The organism is Parafrigoribacterium soli, assembly GCF_040227235.1.
GTDB classification, from domain to species: domain Bacteria; phylum Actinomycetota; class Actinomycetes; order Actinomycetales; family Microbacteriaceae; genus Parafrigoribacterium_A; species Parafrigoribacterium_A soli.
This window is the reverse complement of the sequence record NZ_JBELNZ010000002.1, coordinates 758329-773429: the sequence shown is the minus strand read 5'-3', so window position 1 is coordinate 773429 and position 15101 is coordinate 758329. Positions and strand designations below refer to the sequence as shown.

The 15101-nt window shown below is 66.7% G+C and carries 19 protein-coding genes; 16 read left to right on the top strand and 3 right to left on the bottom strand.

Going from position 1 to position 15101, the window contains the following annotated elements:
- The first annotated feature begins 22 nt into the window (after window positions 1–22).
- Genes ABUA37_RS07995 through ABUA37_RS07965 form a run of 7 tightly spaced genes read left to right on the top strand, consistent with a single transcriptional unit; the run spans window position 23 to window position 4534 of the window.
- Window positions 23–1255: a CpaF family protein gene (locus ABUA37_RS07995; protein WP_349898597.1), complete on the top strand. Its 1233-nt coding sequence runs from the start codon at window positions 23–25 to the stop codon at window positions 1253–1255.
- Entirely contained in the window at window positions 1252–2115 is an 864-nt protein-coding gene (locus ABUA37_RS07990) for a type II secretion system F family protein (protein WP_349898596.1), read from the top strand. Before ABUA37_RS07995 ends, ABUA37_RS07990 begins: the two co-directional genes overlap by 4 nt.
- On the top strand, window positions 2103–3050 hold the full coding sequence (locus ABUA37_RS07985) for a type II secretion system F family protein (protein ID WP_349898595.1): 948 nt from the start codon (window positions 2103–2105) through the stop codon (window positions 3048–3050). The genes ABUA37_RS07990 and ABUA37_RS07985 overlap by 13 nt, the downstream gene beginning before the upstream one ends.
- 23 nt (window positions 3051–3073) lie before the next feature.
- Window positions 3074–3262 carry a hypothetical protein gene (locus tag ABUA37_RS07980; RefSeq protein WP_349898594.1) on the top strand — a complete coding sequence of 63 codons (189 nt, stop codon included), beginning with the start codon at window positions 3074–3076 and terminating at the stop codon, window positions 3260–3262.
- A 3-nt stretch (window positions 3263–3265) separates the two neighbouring features.
- The gene (locus ABUA37_RS07975; protein WP_349898593.1) at window positions 3266–3655 is read left to right on the top strand and encodes a TadE/TadG family type IV pilus assembly protein; all 390 of its coding nucleotides are present in this window, start codon (window positions 3266–3268) and stop codon (window positions 3653–3655) included.
- Window positions 3630–4082, top strand: a complete 453-nt coding sequence (locus ABUA37_RS07970; RefSeq protein WP_349898592.1) for a hypothetical protein — start codon at window positions 3630–3632, stop codon at window positions 4080–4082. The genes ABUA37_RS07975 and ABUA37_RS07970 overlap by 26 nt, the downstream gene beginning before the upstream one ends.
- Window positions 4079–4534: a pilus assembly protein TadG-related protein gene (locus tag ABUA37_RS07965; protein WP_349898591.1), complete on the top strand. Its 456-nt coding sequence runs from the start codon at window positions 4079–4081 to the stop codon at window positions 4532–4534. Before ABUA37_RS07970 ends, ABUA37_RS07965 begins: the two co-directional genes overlap by 4 nt.
- Window positions 4535–4628: 94 nt before the next feature.
- Here the strand turns inward: ABUA37_RS07965 and ABUA37_RS07960 are convergent, their stop codons facing one another.
- From ABUA37_RS07960 to ABUA37_RS07950, 3 genes are all read right to left on the bottom strand, one after another.
- Window positions 4629–4823, bottom strand: coding sequence for a PLDc N-terminal domain-containing protein (locus ABUA37_RS07960; protein ID WP_349898590.1), 195 nt, complete (start codon window positions 4821–4823; stop codon window positions 4629–4631).
- Window positions 4824–5012: 189 nt separating this feature from the next.
- Window positions 5013–5654 carry a LysE family translocator gene (locus ABUA37_RS07955; protein WP_349898589.1) on the bottom strand — a complete coding sequence of 214 codons (642 nt, stop codon included), beginning with the start codon at window positions 5652–5654 and terminating at the stop codon, window positions 5013–5015.
- Window positions 5655–5663: 9 nt separating this feature from the next.
- On the bottom strand, window positions 5664–6917 hold the full coding sequence (locus tag ABUA37_RS07950; protein WP_349898588.1) for an MFS transporter: 1254 nt from the start codon (window positions 6915–6917) through the stop codon (window positions 5664–5666).
- Window positions 6918–6987: 70 nt separating this feature from the next.
- On the opposite strand from ABUA37_RS07950, the gene prfB reads away from it, so the two are divergent.
- From prfB to ABUA37_RS07905, 9 genes are all read left to right on the top strand, one after another.
- Complete coding sequence (gene prfB, locus ABUA37_RS07945) at window positions 6988–8094, top strand: peptide chain release factor 2 (RefSeq protein ID WP_349898587.1); 1107 nt, start codon at window positions 6988–6990, stop codon at window positions 8092–8094.
- Between the two features lie 72 nt (window positions 8095–8166).
- Window positions 8167–8916 carry a cell division ATP-binding protein FtsE gene (gene ftsE, locus ABUA37_RS07940; RefSeq protein ID WP_349898586.1) on the top strand — a complete coding sequence of 250 codons (750 nt, stop codon included), beginning with the start codon at window positions 8167–8169 and terminating at the stop codon, window positions 8914–8916.
- Complete coding sequence (ftsX, locus tag ABUA37_RS07935) at window positions 8913–9827, top strand: permease-like cell division protein FtsX (RefSeq protein WP_349898585.1); 915 nt, start codon at window positions 8913–8915, stop codon at window positions 9825–9827. Before ftsE ends, ftsX begins: the two co-directional genes overlap by 4 nt.
- A gap of 73 nt (window positions 9828–9900) precedes the next feature.
- Window positions 9901–10377 (top strand): SsrA-binding protein SmpB, encoded by a 477-nt coding sequence (smpB, locus tag ABUA37_RS07930; protein ID WP_349898584.1) that lies wholly within the window; start codon window positions 9901–9903, stop codon window positions 10375–10377.
- A 100-nt stretch (window positions 10378–10477) separates the two neighbouring features.
- Window positions 10478–11248 (top strand): COG4705 family protein, encoded by a 771-nt coding sequence (locus tag ABUA37_RS07925; RefSeq protein WP_349898583.1) that lies wholly within the window; start codon window positions 10478–10480, stop codon window positions 11246–11248.
- 1 nt (window position 11249) lies between these two features.
- Complete coding sequence (locus ABUA37_RS07920) at window positions 11250–12785, top strand: glycosyltransferase family 39 protein (RefSeq protein ID WP_349898582.1); 1536 nt, start codon at window positions 11250–11252, stop codon at window positions 12783–12785.
- Between the two features lie 67 nt (window positions 12786–12852).
- Complete coding sequence (locus ABUA37_RS07915) at window positions 12853–14094, top strand: glycoside hydrolase family 27 protein (protein ID WP_349898581.1); 1242 nt, start codon at window positions 12853–12855, stop codon at window positions 14092–14094.
- A 9-nt stretch (window positions 14095–14103) separates the two neighbouring features.
- Window positions 14104–14853 (top strand): ABC transporter permease, encoded by a 750-nt coding sequence (locus ABUA37_RS07910; protein ID WP_349898580.1) that lies wholly within the window; start codon window positions 14104–14106, stop codon window positions 14851–14853.
- 122 nt (window positions 14854–14975) lie between these two features.
- Complete coding sequence (locus ABUA37_RS07905; protein ID WP_349898579.1) at window positions 14976–15101, top strand: hypothetical protein; 126 nt, start codon at window positions 14976–14978, stop codon at window positions 15099–15101.

The following is a 15101-nucleotide window of genomic DNA, read 5'->3' as shown; positions in this document are numbered from 1 at the left end:
GCTCCTGGTTCATGATTGCCGAATGTCGAAGGCAGTATCGATCATCACCGAGCAGGTTCGCGAGCGGGTGCGCCGCGACGGCATCGACCTCGGTGGCGATCACGCGCTGGCCCAGCGCTACGTGCACGACGAGGTGCAGCGATATAGCGAACGTGCTCTAGGAGGCTCGTTCCCGCTGCTGGCAGACGAGTCGCTCGCAACAAAGCAGATCGTCGCCACCCTCACCGGCTTCGGCCCGTTGCAGCCGTTCCTCGACGACCCGGAGGTCGAGGAGATTTGGATCAACGGGCCGGAGCGGGTCTTCGTCGCCCGCAACGGCATCCCGGAACTGACGACGGTTGAGCTCACCGGCAGTCAGGTGCGCGACCTGGTCGAGCGGATGCTGCAGTCCTCCGGTCGCCGCGTCGACCTCAGTTCGCCCTTCGTCGACGCCTCGCTGCCCGACGGCAGCCGCCTGCACGTGGTCATCCCCGACATCACGCAGAAGCACTGGGCGGTCAACATCCGCAAGTTCACCAGGCGCATCGGTGACCTGCAGACGCTCGTGAGCCTCGGCTCGGTCACGCAACAGGCGGCCGAATTCCTGCGCATGTGCGTGCTCGCCGGGCAGAACATCCTCGTCTCGGGCGCGACGCAGAGCGGTAAGACCACGCTCCTGAACGCCCTGCTGTCGTCGGCGAGGCCCAACGAGCGCATCGTCACGGTCGAGGAGACCTTCGAACTCGACCTCAGCGCCCGCGACACCGTCGCGATGCAGTGCCGGCAGCCCAGCCTCGAGGGCACGGGCGAGATTACGCTGCGGCGACTGATCAAAGAGGCACTGCGGATGCGCCCCGACCGCCTCGTGGTCGGCGAGGTGCGCGAGGCCGAGTCGCTAGACCTCCTCATCGCGCTCAATTCCGGGCTGCCCGGAATGTGCTCCATTCACGCCAACAGCGCACGGGATGCCCTGTCGAAACTCTCGACGCTGCCACTGCTCGCGGGCCGCAACATCGACTCATCCTTCGTCGTTCCAACGGTCGCGTCGAGCATCGATATCGTCGTGCACTGCGAACTCGCTCGAAACGGCACGCGCAGGATCGTTGAGATCCTCGCCACGAGCGGACAGACGTCGGGGTCGATCATCGAAGCCAGCACCATCTTTACCATGCAGCGCGGCACGCTCGCGGCTACGGGCGGGTATCCCACGAAAACCGCCAAGTTTCGCGCGGCCGGCTTCGATCTGTCGGTCGTCCTCGCGGAGGGCGCCGCATGAGTGTCGTGCTCGGTTGCCTGCTGGCTCTGGGACTGTTGCTCGCGCTCTCACCCTTTCTTTGGCCGCGCGACACCGGATCGCGGCGCGAAAAGTCCGCGCTCTCCGCACTGCTGCGGGTGAGGCTCGCGCAAGCGGGAATGCCGAGGGCATCCGTCGCCGCCTTCGTCGTGGTCTCTTGCCTCGCGGCCCTTGTGGGTGCCGCACTCGTGTTCGCCTTCGTCCCGGTGGCCGCCCTCGCGGTCGCGGCAGCCCTCACGGCGTTCGTACTTCCCTTCGCGGTTGTCACCTGGCGAGCGAACGCACGCCGCCGGGCGAATCGGGTGGTCTGGCCCGATGTCGTCGACCACCTCGTCTCCGCGGTGCGTTCAGGACTCGCCCTGCCCGACAGCGTGATGGCGCTCGCCCACACCGGTCCGGCATTTGCTCGCGGTGCTTTCGCACGTTTCGAGCGGCAGTACCGCCGCACCGGAAATTTCGCGCTCTGTCTCGACGAGTTGAAGGCGGCGCTCGCCGACCCGGTCTCCGATCGCATCCTCGAAACACTGCGGATGTCTCGCGAGGTGGGCGGCAGCGAACTCACGACGGTGCTTCGCAACCTCGCCGCATACCTTCGACAGGATGCCGCCATCCGCGCCGAGGTCGAAGCGCGGCAGTCGTGGGTGATGAACGCCGCGAAGCTCGGGGTGGCAGCGCCGTGGGTCATCCTGCTCCTTCTCGCCTCCCGACCGGAGGCCGCCGCGGCGTACAACACCACGGCGGGCATCGGACTCATCGTCGGCGGGCTCGTCGTGAGCGTTCTCGCCTATCGCCTCATGCAGCAGCTCGGGCGGATGCCGGAGGAACGCAGGTGGTTCCAGTGACGTCGCTCTCGGCGTGGGCGGCGGTCTGCGGTGTAACGCTCGGGCTTGGGCTGTGGTCTCTCGCGAGCCTGCTGCCGAGGCTCGGGCGTCCGAGGCTGGTCAGCCGCGTCGCCCCATACCTCGCGGACGTATCGACGGGCGCGCGGGAGCTCCTCGATCGCCGCACCAGCGACCCGCTTCCCGTTGTGGGGATGCTTTTCGCACCGCTCCTCGAGCGGGCACGAGCCCTGCTGGGGCGCATGCTCGGTGGCGCGGCCACGATCGCGCTTCGCCTTCGCCAGTCAGGGTCCGCACTCAGCGTCGAGGCGTTTCGTTCGCGGCAGTTGGTGTGGGGCTTGTGCGGCGCGGTGGCCGGACTCCTTGCCGTGGTCGCCATCTCCCGCAGCCAGGCGCTCGCGCCCATGCTCCAACTGCTGATTGTGGTGGTGCCGGGCGCGGTGGGCGTCGTGCTGCGTGACTACCTGCTGCAGCGAGCGGCACGAGCGCGGCTCGAAAGGATCTCGAGCGAATTGCCGACGGTGCTCGAGTTTCTCACCCTCAGCCTCTCGGCCGGTGAGGGCATCCTGGATGCGCTGCGAAGGGTGTCGCGCATCAGCCATGGTGCGCTCGCGGGGGAGATCTCGAGTGTCGTTGCCGCCGTCAACACCGGTCTTCCGCTCGGTGAGTCACTCGAGGGCATGTCGAACGGCATCCGCCTCCCCGCTCTCTCGCGCTGCGTCGAGCAGATCGTCGGCGCGCTCGAGCGAGGCACTCCACTCTCCGAGGTGCTACGGGCGCAGGCGCAGGACGGTCGCGACGACGCCAAGCGCGAGCTGCTCGAACTTGCGGGAAAAAAGGAGGTCGCGATGCTCGTTCCGCTCGTGTTCCTCATTCTCCCCACCACGATCGCGTTCGCGATCTTTCCCGGCATCTTCGTCCTCCAAATGGGTTTCTAGACCTCCGATCGAAAGGAAACACCGTGACAACACTGCGTACCCTCGGGCAGCGATTCCTGCACAGGCTTCAGCACGAAGACCGTGGCGACGTGCCGGGCTGGGTGCTCATCACGCTCATGACCGCCGGGCTCGTGATCATCATCTGGGCCATCGCCGGGCCCGCGCTCAGCAACGTGTTCCAGCAGGCGATCTCCCGCGTGCTCAACTTCTGAACCGTGCTGCGAACCTTGCGCGACGATCGAGGCTCGGCCGTTGCCGAGTTCGTGATGGTGAGCGGATTGCTGACCGTCCTCACGCTCTCGGTCATGCAGCTCGGGCTCGCGCTGCACATCCGCAACACCGTGCTCGATGCCGCAGCGGAGGGCGCCCGATACGCCGCGCTCGCCGACAGCGGACTGCCGGATGGGGTGGCTCGCACCCGCGATCTCATCACGACCGCGATCGGTGCCTCGTATGCGCATGACGTGACGGCACAGTATGGGAGCTACCTCGGGCATCCCGCGGCCGAGATCACCGTGCACGCGCCGCTGCCGCTCATCGGGCTGGTCGGCATCGACGGTGGACTGGAGGTGACCGGTCATGCTGCGGTCGAAACGCTGGACTGACGACGACGGCAACGCCTCGCTCGAGTTCATTACGACGGGAATGATCCTGCTGCTACCGCTCGTCTACCTCGTGCTCGTGATGGCCGCGGTGCAGGCGGGCGCGCTCGCCGTGGAGGGTGCCGCGCGGCAGGCCGTGCGTGTCTTCGTGCAGTCCGCAACGGTCGACGAAGCGCAGGCACGCACCGAGCGCGCAATCCAGTTCGGGCTGAAGGACTACGGGCTCGACGCGAAGGATGCGACGGTCTCGGTCACCTGCACGCCTGAGCCCACCGACTGTCTGACCAGGCTCGGCACCATCACGGTCTCGATCGCGGTCTCGGTGCGGCTGCCGCTCGCACCCTCGGTCATCAACGTCGACGTGCCGCTGTCGGTGCCACTCAAGGCGACCGCGAGCGAGCGCGTCTCCAAGTTTTGGAGCGCGCGATGAGCCGCGAACGAACTATGGCGGCACGGATGTCCGACGACGAGGGCTCCATCCTGCCGCTCACGATCTTCTACGGATTTCTCTCGCTCGTGCTCATCCTGCTCGTGGTCGCCGCGAGCTCGCTCTACATAGAACGCAAGCGCCTCTTTACCGTCGCGGACGGCGCCGCGCTCGCGGGCGCAGAGGCATTCACAGTCGACGCCGTCGCCGCGACGCCCACCGGCATTCGCCCGACACTCAAAACCCCGGATGTCGCTGCCGCGGTCGCCGAATACCTCGAAGACAACCCGCGCACCGAGTTCGAATCGCTGCACGTCGACCGCGCCGAAACGGTGGACGGGCGCAGCGCCACCGTCGCGCTCTCGGCCTACTGGCGCCCGCCGGTGGTCTCGCTCCTCGTCCCGCAGGGTTTCCGCATCGACGTCACGGCGCTCGCCCGCTCCGTCTTCTACTGACTCACCCGCCCGTCCGCTGAACCTGTCGAAGCGGACTCAGCCCGTCGAGCACGCTCGGCGCACGGACGCGGGCGGAGAGGGGAGAGAGGAACCGCTACTCGCCGGGCGGCTCCGTCGACTGTGCGATCGAGCGCTTGCCCGCGATGAGCCACACGATTGGTCCGATCACCGGCACGAGCGTGACGATGACGACCCAGACCACCGTCGCTCCGACCGAGGCTCTGCTGCTGCCGATCTGCACGAGTGCCACGATCCACAGCGCGAAGGGGAGCAAAGACGCGATGATCATCAACAGATGCCAACCGGCCAGTCCGCTCAACGTCGTTCCGTCCCTTCTCGCCGCACCGCCCCATCCGGGCTGTGGTGCCCAACCCTAGTCGCGTGGGTGGCCAAGATCACCGAGCGTGCCAGTTTCAGCGGGCACCGTCGGCGCAGACGGGCACGCGCGACGAAAGAGTGCGCGCGGAGCGGATGCGCGTCAGTCACTACCGTGCGGCACGAATAACGCGGCCACCCCGATGCCGATCATCATCCCACCGCCGGTGCCGCTGAGCTTCGCGATGCGCTTGGGGGAGCGTGCGAACCAGTCGCGGGCCGCACCCGCAGTGAGCGCCCAGACGCCGTCGCTCAGCAGCCCGATCGTGATGAACACGAGGCCCAGGATGATGAGCTGCAGCGGCAGATTGCCCGCGCGATGGTCGACGAACTGCGGCAGGATCGCGATCATGAACACGATGACCTTCGGGTTCGACACTCCCACGAGAACGCCCTCGACGAGCGTTCTGAGGTGACCGCGCCGGGTCACTCCCGCCATGGTGTGCTGCGCGACCCGGTCGCGATGCCGAATCGCCTGGATGCCGAGGTAGATCATGTACGCGCCCCCGGCGATCTTGACCACGGTGAACGCCACGATCGACTGCTCGATGATCGCGCCGACTCCGAACGCCACCGCGACGGCCATGGCGAACACCCCGATCGCGTTGCCGACGACGCTGAGCAGTCCGCCGAGGCGCCCGAGCGCGAGCGAGCGGCCGATTACGAACAGCACGCTCGGGCCGGGAAGGATGATGAGGAGGAATGCGGCGACGGCGAAAGCTGCGAGGTTCGCGGTGGGAATCACAGGATGATGCTATTGGTCGCGCGGCTTGCGCGGCACATACCTCGGCAGATAACGCCACAGGATGCCCGCCCCCAGCAGTCCGAGCACGCCCATCACGCCGCTTGCGACGGTGATCGAGACCAGCCCGGTGATGCCCGCGACCGCGAGCGGCGCGACCGCGCTGCCGAAGTCGCCGGTGAAGCGCCAGGCGCCCAGGAACGGCGCCGGATTTCGCTTGTCGGCGAGGTCGGCGCCGAGGGTCATGAGGATGCCGCTGCCGATCCCGTTCGCGAGCGAGAGCACCATGGCCACCGCGATGAACCATTCCACGTTGCTCGGCAGATCGTGCGTCACAGAGAGTACGAGGTGTCCGATGCCCAGGCCGATCATCGAGGGGAGCGCGCTCCACAACCTTCCGAAGCGATCCATGATCTGACCGCTCGCATAGAACAGGCCGAAGTCGAGCGCGCCGGCGATTCCGATGATGAGCGCCGTGTTCGCATCCGTGATGCCGATGCTCACGGCCCACAGCGGCAGGATCACCTGGCGGCTCGCCCGCACGGCCCCGATGAGCGCGGCACCGGTGCCCACCCTCAGCAGCACGGCGCGCGCGTTGTAGATCGTGCGCATGAGGCCCACCGATTCCTCGGCGACGAGCTCCTGCCCCTCGCGAAGCCCGGTGACGGCGCGGTTGGCGGCGAGCGTCGCGGCCGGGTCGGGAAGGATCATCAGCGTGATCGCGGCGCCGAGGCATCCGATCACCTGCACCCAGAACACCGACTGCGTATGACCGGTGAGATGGATGACGCCGGCCGCGATGAAGGGGCCCACGAAGTATCCGAAGCGGAACGTTCCGCCGAGCGTCGACAGCGACCGCGCCCGGTAGGCCTGCGGAACAAAGCTCGTCATGAACGCGTGCCTGGCTAGCGCGAAGACGGCGGTCGCGAGTCCGATCAGCAGGATGCCGACGCCCAGCAGCCACGGGTTCGGCGAGTACGTCGCCGTGATGAGCCCGACGATCGCGAGCAGGGCGGCGTAGATCATCGCGTTGCGCTCGCCGATTCGGCTGACGATCCAGCCGCTCGGGATGTCGCCGAAGAGTTCGCCGACCATGATCATCGAGGCGATGAGCCCGGCGAGCGCGAGGCTCGCACCGAGGTTGTTCGCCACGATCGGGATGATGGGCACGATGGCGCCCTCACCGATCGAGAACAGGAGGGTAGGCAGCAGCGCGGGGAGTGCGATCGAGCGGAAGCTGAAGGGTTGCTCCTGCGGACTGGTCACTCGTTCGATGTTATCGGAGGTGGGTGACGCAGAACGTGCGAACAGCGCACTCCGGTAGGCTTGCTGCGACATGGACGAGCTTGATTTTTCTGCAGAGATCGGCGCCCTCCGCTCCACCTTCGCGGACATCCGTGCGGTCGTCGGAGTCGAGCGGCTCGAGGCCGAGATCGCCTCGCTGAGCGAACAGGCGGGCGTGCCCGACCTGTGGGACGACACCGAGAAGGCCCAGCGCATTACGAGCGACCTCAGCCACCGGCAGGCGGAGCTCGCCAAGATCACGAGCATCCAGTCGAGGCTCGACGACCTCGAGGTCATGGTCGAACTGGCCAACGAGGAATCGGATGAGGCAGCCGCGGCCGAGGTGCGCACCGAGTTCGCGAGCATCCAGAAGCTGTTGGGCGAACTCGAGGTGCAGACCCTGCTGAACGGCGAGTGGGATTCCCGCGCTGCCGTCATCACCATTCGCGCGGGCGCCGGGGGAGTGGACGCCGCCGACTTCGCCGAGATGCTGCAGCGCATGTACCTGCGCTGGGCCGAGCAGCACAACTATTCCGCGAAGGTGCTCGACACAAGCTACGCCGAAGAGGCCGGCATCAAGTCCACGACGATCGAGGTGGATGCGCCCTACGCCTTCGGCACGCTGAGCGTCGAGGCGGGGACGCACCGGCTCGTGCGCATGAGCCCGTTCAACTCGGCGGGCAAGCGTCAGACCTCCTTCGCCGCGGTCGAGGTCATTCCGCTCATGGAAGACACCGACCACATCGACATTTCGGAGAACGACATCCGGGTGGACGTCTTCCGATCGAGCGGCCCGGGCGGCCAGTCGGTCAACACGACGGACTCTGCGGTGCGCATCACGCACATCCCGACCGGCATCGTCGTGTCGATGCAGAACGAGAAGAGCCAGATCCAGAACCGCGCGGCCGCGATGCGCGTGCTGCAGTCGAGACTTCTCGTGGCGCAGAAGGAGCAGGAGGCCGCCACCAAGAAGGAACTGGCCGGCGTCATCACCGCCAGCTGGGGCGACCAGATGCGCAGCTACGTGCTCGCGCCGTACCAGATGGTCAAAGACCTGCGCACCGAGTACGAGGTCAACAACCCGTCCAACGTCTTCGACGGCGACCTCGACGGCTTCATCAACGCGGGCATCCGCTGGCGCAAGCAGGATCACAGCTAGAACGCTGCGACTGGGCGGCTCGCGGCCTGTCGTGACCGCAGATCGACGGATGCTGCCTAGGCTCAAACAGTCATGATTCGCTTTGATCAAGTAACGAAGCTCTACAAGGGGAACACGCGGCCGGCGCTGAATGCGGTCACGCTCGAGATCCTGCGGGGCGAATTCGTCTTTCTCGTCGGTGCCTCCGGCAGCGGCAAGTCCAGCTTCCTGCGCCTCGTGCTGAAGGAAGAGAACCCCACCCGCGGCAAGATCCACGTGCTCGGACAGGACGTGGGCAACCTCTCCAGCCGCAAGGTGCCGTACTTCCGTCGCAACCTCGGTGTTGTCTTCCAGGACTTCCGACTGCTGCCGCAGAAGACCGTGTTCGAGAACGTCGCGTTCACGCTGCAGGTGATCGGCAAGTCCCGCGGCTTCATCCAGGAGGCCGTGCCCGACGTACTCAAGATGGTCGGCCTCGCAGGCAAGACCGCGCGATTCCCGCACGAACTCTCCGGCGGTGAGCAGCAGCGCGTCGCCATCGCACGGGCCATCGTGAACCGCCCCGCCATCCTCCTGGCCGATGAGCCCACGGGAAACCTCGACCCCTCCACGAGTGCGGGCATCATGACCCTGCTCGAACGCATCAGCGCGAGCGGCACGACCGTGATCATGGCCACCCACGACGCCGGCATCGTCGACCAGATGCGCCGTCGCGTCATCGAACTCGTGAGTGGCCAGGTCGTCCGAGATGAGCGCCACGGCGGCTACGATACCCAGGCCATACAGACCGTGCCCGAGGCAGAAGACGAACTGCCCTACGCACCCAGGGGGTTCGCAGAATGAGGTTCGGACTGATCATGTCCGAGGTCGGCAGCGGCCTTCGACGCAACTTCTCCATGGTGGTCTCCGTGGTGCTCGTCACCTTCATCTCCCTGAGCTTTGTGGGGGCCGCGATCCTGCTGCAGATGCAGATCGGGCAGATGAAGGGCTACTGGTACGACCGCGCTCAGGTGGCGATCTACCTCTGCACCGACCTCTCGACCGATGGCAGCTGCAAGCTTGTCGAGGCCACCGAGGCGCAGAAGAAGGCGGTGGATGCGCAGCTGAAGTCCGCCACACTCGCGCCGCTCATCAAGAACGTCGAATTCCAGAACCACCAGCAGGTGTACGACCAGTACAAGAAGCAGTTCGGCAGCACCACCGGCTCCGACTTCGTCACGCCGGAGTTTCTGCCCGAGACCTTCTGGGTCAACATGAAAGACCCGAACCAGTCGGACGTGCTCGTCGAGAACATCTCCGGGATGCCAGGGGTGGAGCAGGTCAAGGACCAGCGCAAGTACCTCGAGCCGATCTTCTCGGCGCTCAACATCGCGAGCGTGGCCGCGGTGAGCATCGCGGCCCTGATGCTCGTTGCCGCGGTGTTGCTGATCGCGACGACCATCCGACTCTCCGCGTTCTCGAGGCGGCGGGAGCTTGGAATCATGCGGCTCGTGGGTGCATCGAACCGCTTCATCCAGACGCCGTTCATCCTTGAAGGGGTGATCTCTGCCCTCATCGGCTCGGTTCTCGCGAGCGGTGCCGTGGTCGCGGTCGTCAAGATCTTCGTGCAGGGCTACCTCAATGCCACACCGTCGGCGACACCCTTCATCGGCATGACTGAGGCGTTTATCGTGGTGCCGATCCTGCTCGTGGTCGGTGCAGTGCTTGCGGCGACCTCCGCAGGCGTCGCGATCAGTCGCTATCTGAAGGTCTGACCCGTCGCGCGCGGCGACCGCGTTAGACTGTTGGGCTGCCTGCGCGGTGCAGGCACTTGTCAAGGAGTCAATCGTGCCCAGGGAACGTGGCCAGAAGGTCGTCGCCACCAACCGCAAGGCCCGCCACGACTACACCATCGAAGACACCTATGAGGCCGGACTGGTTCTCACGGGCACGGAGGTGAAGTCGCTGCGCGAGGGTCGTGCGTCGCTCGTCGACGGCTACGCCTTCGTCGAGTTCGGTGAGGCCTGGCTGGATGCCGTGCACATTCCCGAGTACAACCAGGGCACCTGGAACAATCATCCGCCGCGGCGCAAGCGCAAGCTGTTGCTGCACAAGGCCCAGATCCTGAAGATCCAGAACAAGACCAAGGAGGGCGGCTACACGATCGTTCCGCTCTCGATCTACTTCAGCGACGGGCGCGCCAAGGTCGAGATCGCCGTGGCGAAGGGAAAGCGCGAGTACGACAAGCGCCAGGCGCTGCGTGAGCGTCAGGACAACCGCGAGGCCGATCGCGCGATGTCTGCCCGGCGCAACCTCGGCGACTGAGTGCGTCCGCAGCCGCACTGTGTGGCTGGCTGTGTAGATACTCAGGATGCCGGGCGCAGAAACCGGTTGGTTGTCAGGTTTCGGTTGGGACACTGGGCGCATGACCGACAGCACCACCTTGCGTGCCGCAGTGCGTGTGCTGTCGAAGGTGCCCGAGGTCGGCGTTCTGTTCTGGGTCGTGAAGGTGCTCAGCACGGGGATGGGGGAGACCGCTTCCGACTACCTGGTCAAGGCATTCGACCCCGTGATCGTCGTGCTCCTTGCGGCCGTCGCATTCTTCGCCTGTTTCGTCGTGCAGTTCAGGGCACCGCGCTACGTTCCCTGGCGTTACTGGTTGCTGGTGACGATGGTGAGCGTCTTCGGCACGATGATCGCGGATGTCGCCCACATCGTCGTGGGCATCCCCTACGGCGCATCCAGCCTCATTTTCGCCGTCGCACTGACCGTTGTCTTCATCGTCTGGTGGCGCACGGAGCGCACCCTCTCGATCCACAGCATCACGACGCCCCGCCGGGAGTTGTTCTACTGGGCGACCATCATCGTCACCTTCGCGCTCGGCACCGCCGTGGGCGACTTCCTCGCGAGGACGGTCGGGCTCGGATACCTCGGTTCCGGCCTGCTCTGCGCGGTGCTGATCGCCGTGCCCGCGGTCGTGTACCGCATCCGTCGCACCGGTGCCGTCTTGTGGTTCTGGGTCGCCTACGTGCTCACGCGGCCGCTGGGTGCATCCTTCGCTGACTGGAGCGCGGTGAGTCGCGCGAGGGGCGGCCTCGACCTCGGTACCGGCCCCGTAACCATCGTGGCCCTGATCGCGATCATCGGGCTGGTCGCGGTTCTGTCCGTCAAGCACAACGCGCAGAAGGCTCTCTGACATGGTCGCCCTCGGTGTCCTGCAGACTCCGGGGCGGCAGGAGACCCGCGCGCGCTTTCGACACTCTTCGGCACCGCCCGCCATCGTCCTCGGACTGACGACGGTCGTCTTCGTTGCCACCGGCTCCTGGATCCCGTCACTCTGGGGCGATGAGGCGGCGAGCGTGCTCTCGGCCGAGCGCTCGCTGCCATCGCTGTTTCGCATGCTGGGTCACGTCGATGCGGTCCACGGAACCTACTATGTGTTGCTCCACTTCTGGGTCGGTCTCTTCGGCCCCTCCCCGTTTTCGGTGCGACTGCCGAGTGCGTTCGCCGCAGGCATCACGGTTGCCGGCGTCGTGGTGCTGGCCACGAGGCTGAGCGGGCGACGCGCCGGCATCCTGGCGGGGATCGTGTGTCTTGTGCTGCCGCGACTGACCTACATGGGGGCGGAGGCGAGGGGATACGCGCTCAGCGCCGCCTGCGTCACCTGGCTGACGATCCTGCTGGTGGCGGTGCTGACCTCCGAGAGGCCGCGAACGAGGCTCTGGGTGCTCTACGCGTTCGGACTCGCCGTGTGCGGCTACGTGTTCCTGTTCAGCCTGTTGATCGTGGTGCCCCACGCCGCGACCGTGCTGGCGCTCAAGCACAGGGGGCCGTGGCGAAGCTGGCTGAAGGCAGCAGCCGGGGGAATCGTTCTCACGGCGCCCGTGATCGGATACGGCATCGCCGAGAGCGGACAGATCGGATTTCTCGCGCACCGGCACGCAACCACTTTCATCACGACCACCGTGACTCCCTGGTTCGGAAATCCCGTCCTCGCGGTGCTGGGTTGGGCGCTGGTCGCGTCGGCCGCCGTTGTCGCCTGCGTCGGATGGCGGCGTGCTCGTCGTGTCGTCGGCCCGCATCGTGAACGGCCGGAAGGCGCTGCTGTGCCCAGCCTGGTCGTGCTCTCGCTCGTCTGGCTCCTCGCGCCGGCGGCGATCCTCATCGCCGTCGACTCGATCCACGCCATCTACTCCTCGCGCTACCTCTCCTTCGCCACGCCGTCGGCGGCGCTGCTCATCGGCTGGCTGCTCTCGCGGGCTCACCGCTGGTGGGTCGCCGCGGCCGCGCTCGTGGCTATCGCTCTCGCCGCGGCTCCGAGCTACGTTGCCCAGCGCACCGCATTCGCACAGAACGAGAGCGACTGGGCCGTTGTCGCAGCGGTCATCCACGCCCACGCTTCGCCGGGCGACGGAGTGCTCTTCGACGAGGCGGCGCGGCCTTCCAGGCGTCCGCGCCTCGCGATGCGCATGTATCCGGCCGGGTTCGCCGGACTCGAGGATGTGGCACTCAGGTCACCGTTCTGGATGACCGACGTCTGGCATGACTCGGTCTACCCGCTCGCATCCGTCGGCTTGCGCCTCGGCGGAATCCACACGGTCTGGCTGGTCGAACTCCACTGGCCGGGGGAGAAGGCGGCGCGCTACGACCTCGGCACGCTCAGCCGCCTGGGGTACTCGGAGGTGCACCGGTACGAAGAGCACAGCGATGACATCATCGAACTGACGCGGTGATCGCCGGATCCCCGTTGCGGCACTACCGTGGTGGCGAGGAGAACGCCTGAGCGAACGGAGATCTCGGATGCGAGGCACGCGTGAGCTGGCTCGGCTGTTCCTCGCGGCGGTCGCCACGGCATCCGTGCTGGCGCTCACCGCCTGCGGCTCGGTCGATTCGTCAGCGACCACGCGGATGAGCGCACCGGCTCCCGCCGCGACGAAGGTTCTGGCCGCGTCGCCGCCGATGGGCTGGAACAGCTGGAACCACTTCGGTTGCTCGGTGACCGCGGCCGACGTCGAGGCCGCGGCGGACGCCATCGTTCGTGACGGCTTGCGTTCCCTCGGCTACCGCTACGTCAATGTCGACGACTGCTGGCAGGCGCCCACCCGCGACGCACGTGGCCGACTCAGGGCCGACCCCACCCGGTTTCCACAGGGCATGAAGGCGCTGGGCGACTACATCCACGCGCGGGGGCTCTCCTTCGGCATCTACGCGACGCCCGGCAGGCGCACCTGCGCGGAGCTGTACAACGACTATCCCGGCACACTCGGGAGCCTTGGGCACGAGTCACTCGATGCGCGCACCTTTGCCTCCTGGGGAGCCGACTATCTCAAGTACGACTGGTGCAGCGCCGACCGGGACGGTGTCTCCAGGCGGTCCGGGTTCTCGATGATGCGGCAGGCACTGGATACGACGGGTCGCCCCATCGTGTTCAGCATCCACGACAAGCCCGAGGCGCCGGTCGCGGTCTGGCGGGCGTCGGTCGCGGACCTCTGGCGCACCACGCACGACATCCACGACACCTGGGCCTCGATGATCGGCATAGCGAACACGAACGCCGCGCTGGCCCCGAGTGCGAGCCTCGGCCATTGGAACGATCCGGACATGCTCGAGGTGGGAAACGGCGGAATGACCACCGTGGAGTATCGAACCCAGTTCAGCCTGTGGTGCGAGATGGCGGCACCGCTGCTGGCGGGCAACGACCTCGGCTCTGCCGGTGCGGATGCCCTGGCCATCCTCGGCAACGCCCGCGCCATTGCCATCGACCAGGATGTGCTCGGCGGGCAGGCGCGCATCCTGTCCGACGCCTCGGGTCAGCTCGTTCTCGCCAAGGATCTCGCCGACGGCTCGGTCGCGATCACACTGACGAATGAGACGGACCACGGGACGAGCCTCTCCGCGGCCCTGTCGAAGACCTCGCTCGGCGCGCTGGCGCGCTACCACGTCGTCGACGTCTGGACCGGTGGCGTCTCGGACACGGTGTCGCCACTCGTCCGCCAGGTGGATGCGCACGCGACGGTGATGCTGGTCGTCTCGCCCGGCTAAGCTCTGTGCATGGCATGGGCAGCAACGATTCTGCCGAGTCTGACCGGCGTCGCGATCCTCATCCTCGTGGCCACTGCCGTGCTGACCGCGTATCGCGTCCCGCATCGGTCGGCCCCCGCTCTCGCGATTCTGCGGGGCACCGTGCAACTCGCGATCATCAGCTTCGTGCTTGCCGGTGTCATCTCGAGCCCGCTCTGGGTCACCGTGGCTCTGCTCGTGATGTTCAGCGTCGCCGCCTCCACGGCGACGCGCCGGGTGGGCTGGTCGTGGGAGCACGCGCGCATGATGTTCGGGTCGATGGCGCTCGCCATCGTCGTGACCCTGGGCATCGTGTTCGCGACGGGCGCGATCGAGTTCGCGCCGCGCTATGCCCTGGCGATCGGCGGCATCGTCATCGGCAACACCATGTCGATTGCGACTCTCGCCGGCCGCCGTTTCAACGAGGCCGTTGGCGACCACTGGGACGAGGTCGAGGGCTGGCTTGCGCTCGGTGCGACCCCGAGGCAGTCCACCTTTGCCCTCGCGCGCGGTGCCGTCTACTCCGCGCTCATCCCCTCGACCGACCAGTCGAAGACGACGGGACTCGTGACACTTCCCGGCGCCTTCGTCGGCGCCATCTTCGGTGGTGTCTCGCCACTCGAGGCGGGTCGCTTTCAGATCGTGGTGCTCGCAGCGATCATGGCCGCGGGTTCCATCACGGGCGTCGTCGTTGCGACCTGGCTCGCGCCCGTGAAACAGCGGCCAGCGGCACTCAGCTGAGGCTCGAACCCACGCCCTCCGCGGCCCACGGTGCCGCATTCTTTGAGGTTTCTGGGCAGCGGTGCGACAGAGTGATGGGAAGCGCGCAGCATCGGGAGGCGCCACACACGGGAGGGTTCGAGATGGAGTGGATCTTGGCGTCCGGTTTCGGAGTGCTGGCGCTGGCAGGCATCGCGGTGATCGCCCGATACGCCGTGGCAGTGTTGACCGAGGTTGATGCCGAACGGACCGACTTCGCCGAGGTCTGA

Excerpts from the sequence above, each read along its gene's own strand:
- ftsX (WP_349898585.1), top strand. The coding sequence starts at position 8,913 with ATGAGGTTCGGACTGATCATGTCCGAGGTCGGCAGCGGCCTTCGACGC.
- ABUA37_RS07925 (WP_349898583.1), top strand. The coding sequence starts at position 10,478 with ATGACCGACAGCACCACCTTGCGTGCCGCAGTGCGTGTGCTGTCGAAG.
- ABUA37_RS07910 (WP_349898580.1), top strand. The coding sequence starts at position 14,104 with ATGGCATGGGCAGCAACGATTCTGCCGAGTCTGACCGGCGTCGCGATC.
- ABUA37_RS07915 (WP_349898581.1), top strand. The coding sequence starts at position 12,853 with ATGCGAGGCACGCGTGAGCTGGCTCGGCTGTTCCTCGCGGCGGTCGCC.
- ABUA37_RS07905 (WP_349898579.1), top strand. The coding sequence starts at position 14,976 with ATGGAGTGGATCTTGGCGTCCGGTTTCGGAGTGCTGGCGCTGGCAGGC.
- ABUA37_RS07920 (WP_349898582.1), top strand. The coding sequence starts at position 11,250 with ATGGTCGCCCTCGGTGTCCTGCAGACTCCGGGGCGGCAGGAGACCCGC.
- ABUA37_RS07970 (WP_349898592.1), top strand. The coding sequence starts at position 3,630 with ATGCTGCGGTCGAAACGCTGGACTGACGACGACGGCAACGCCTCGCTC.
- ABUA37_RS07990 (WP_349898596.1), top strand. The coding sequence starts at position 1,252 with ATGAGTGTCGTGCTCGGTTGCCTGCTGGCTCTGGGACTGTTGCTCGCG.
- prfB (WP_349898587.1), top strand. The coding sequence starts at position 6,988 with ATGGACGAGCTTGATTTTTCTGCAGAGATCGGCGCCCTCCGCTCCACC.
- ABUA37_RS07995 (WP_349898597.1), top strand. The coding sequence starts at position 23 with ATGTCGAAGGCAGTATCGATCATCACCGAGCAGGTTCGCGAGCGGGTG.
- ftsE (WP_349898586.1), top strand. The coding sequence starts at position 8,167 with ATGATTCGCTTTGATCAAGTAACGAAGCTCTACAAGGGGAACACGCGG.
- ABUA37_RS07960 (WP_349898590.1), bottom strand. The coding sequence starts at position 4,823 with ATGATCATCGCGTCTTTGCTCCCCTTCGCGCTGTGGATCGTGGCACTC.
- ABUA37_RS07965 (WP_349898591.1), top strand. The coding sequence starts at position 4,079 with ATGAGCCGCGAACGAACTATGGCGGCACGGATGTCCGACGACGAGGGC.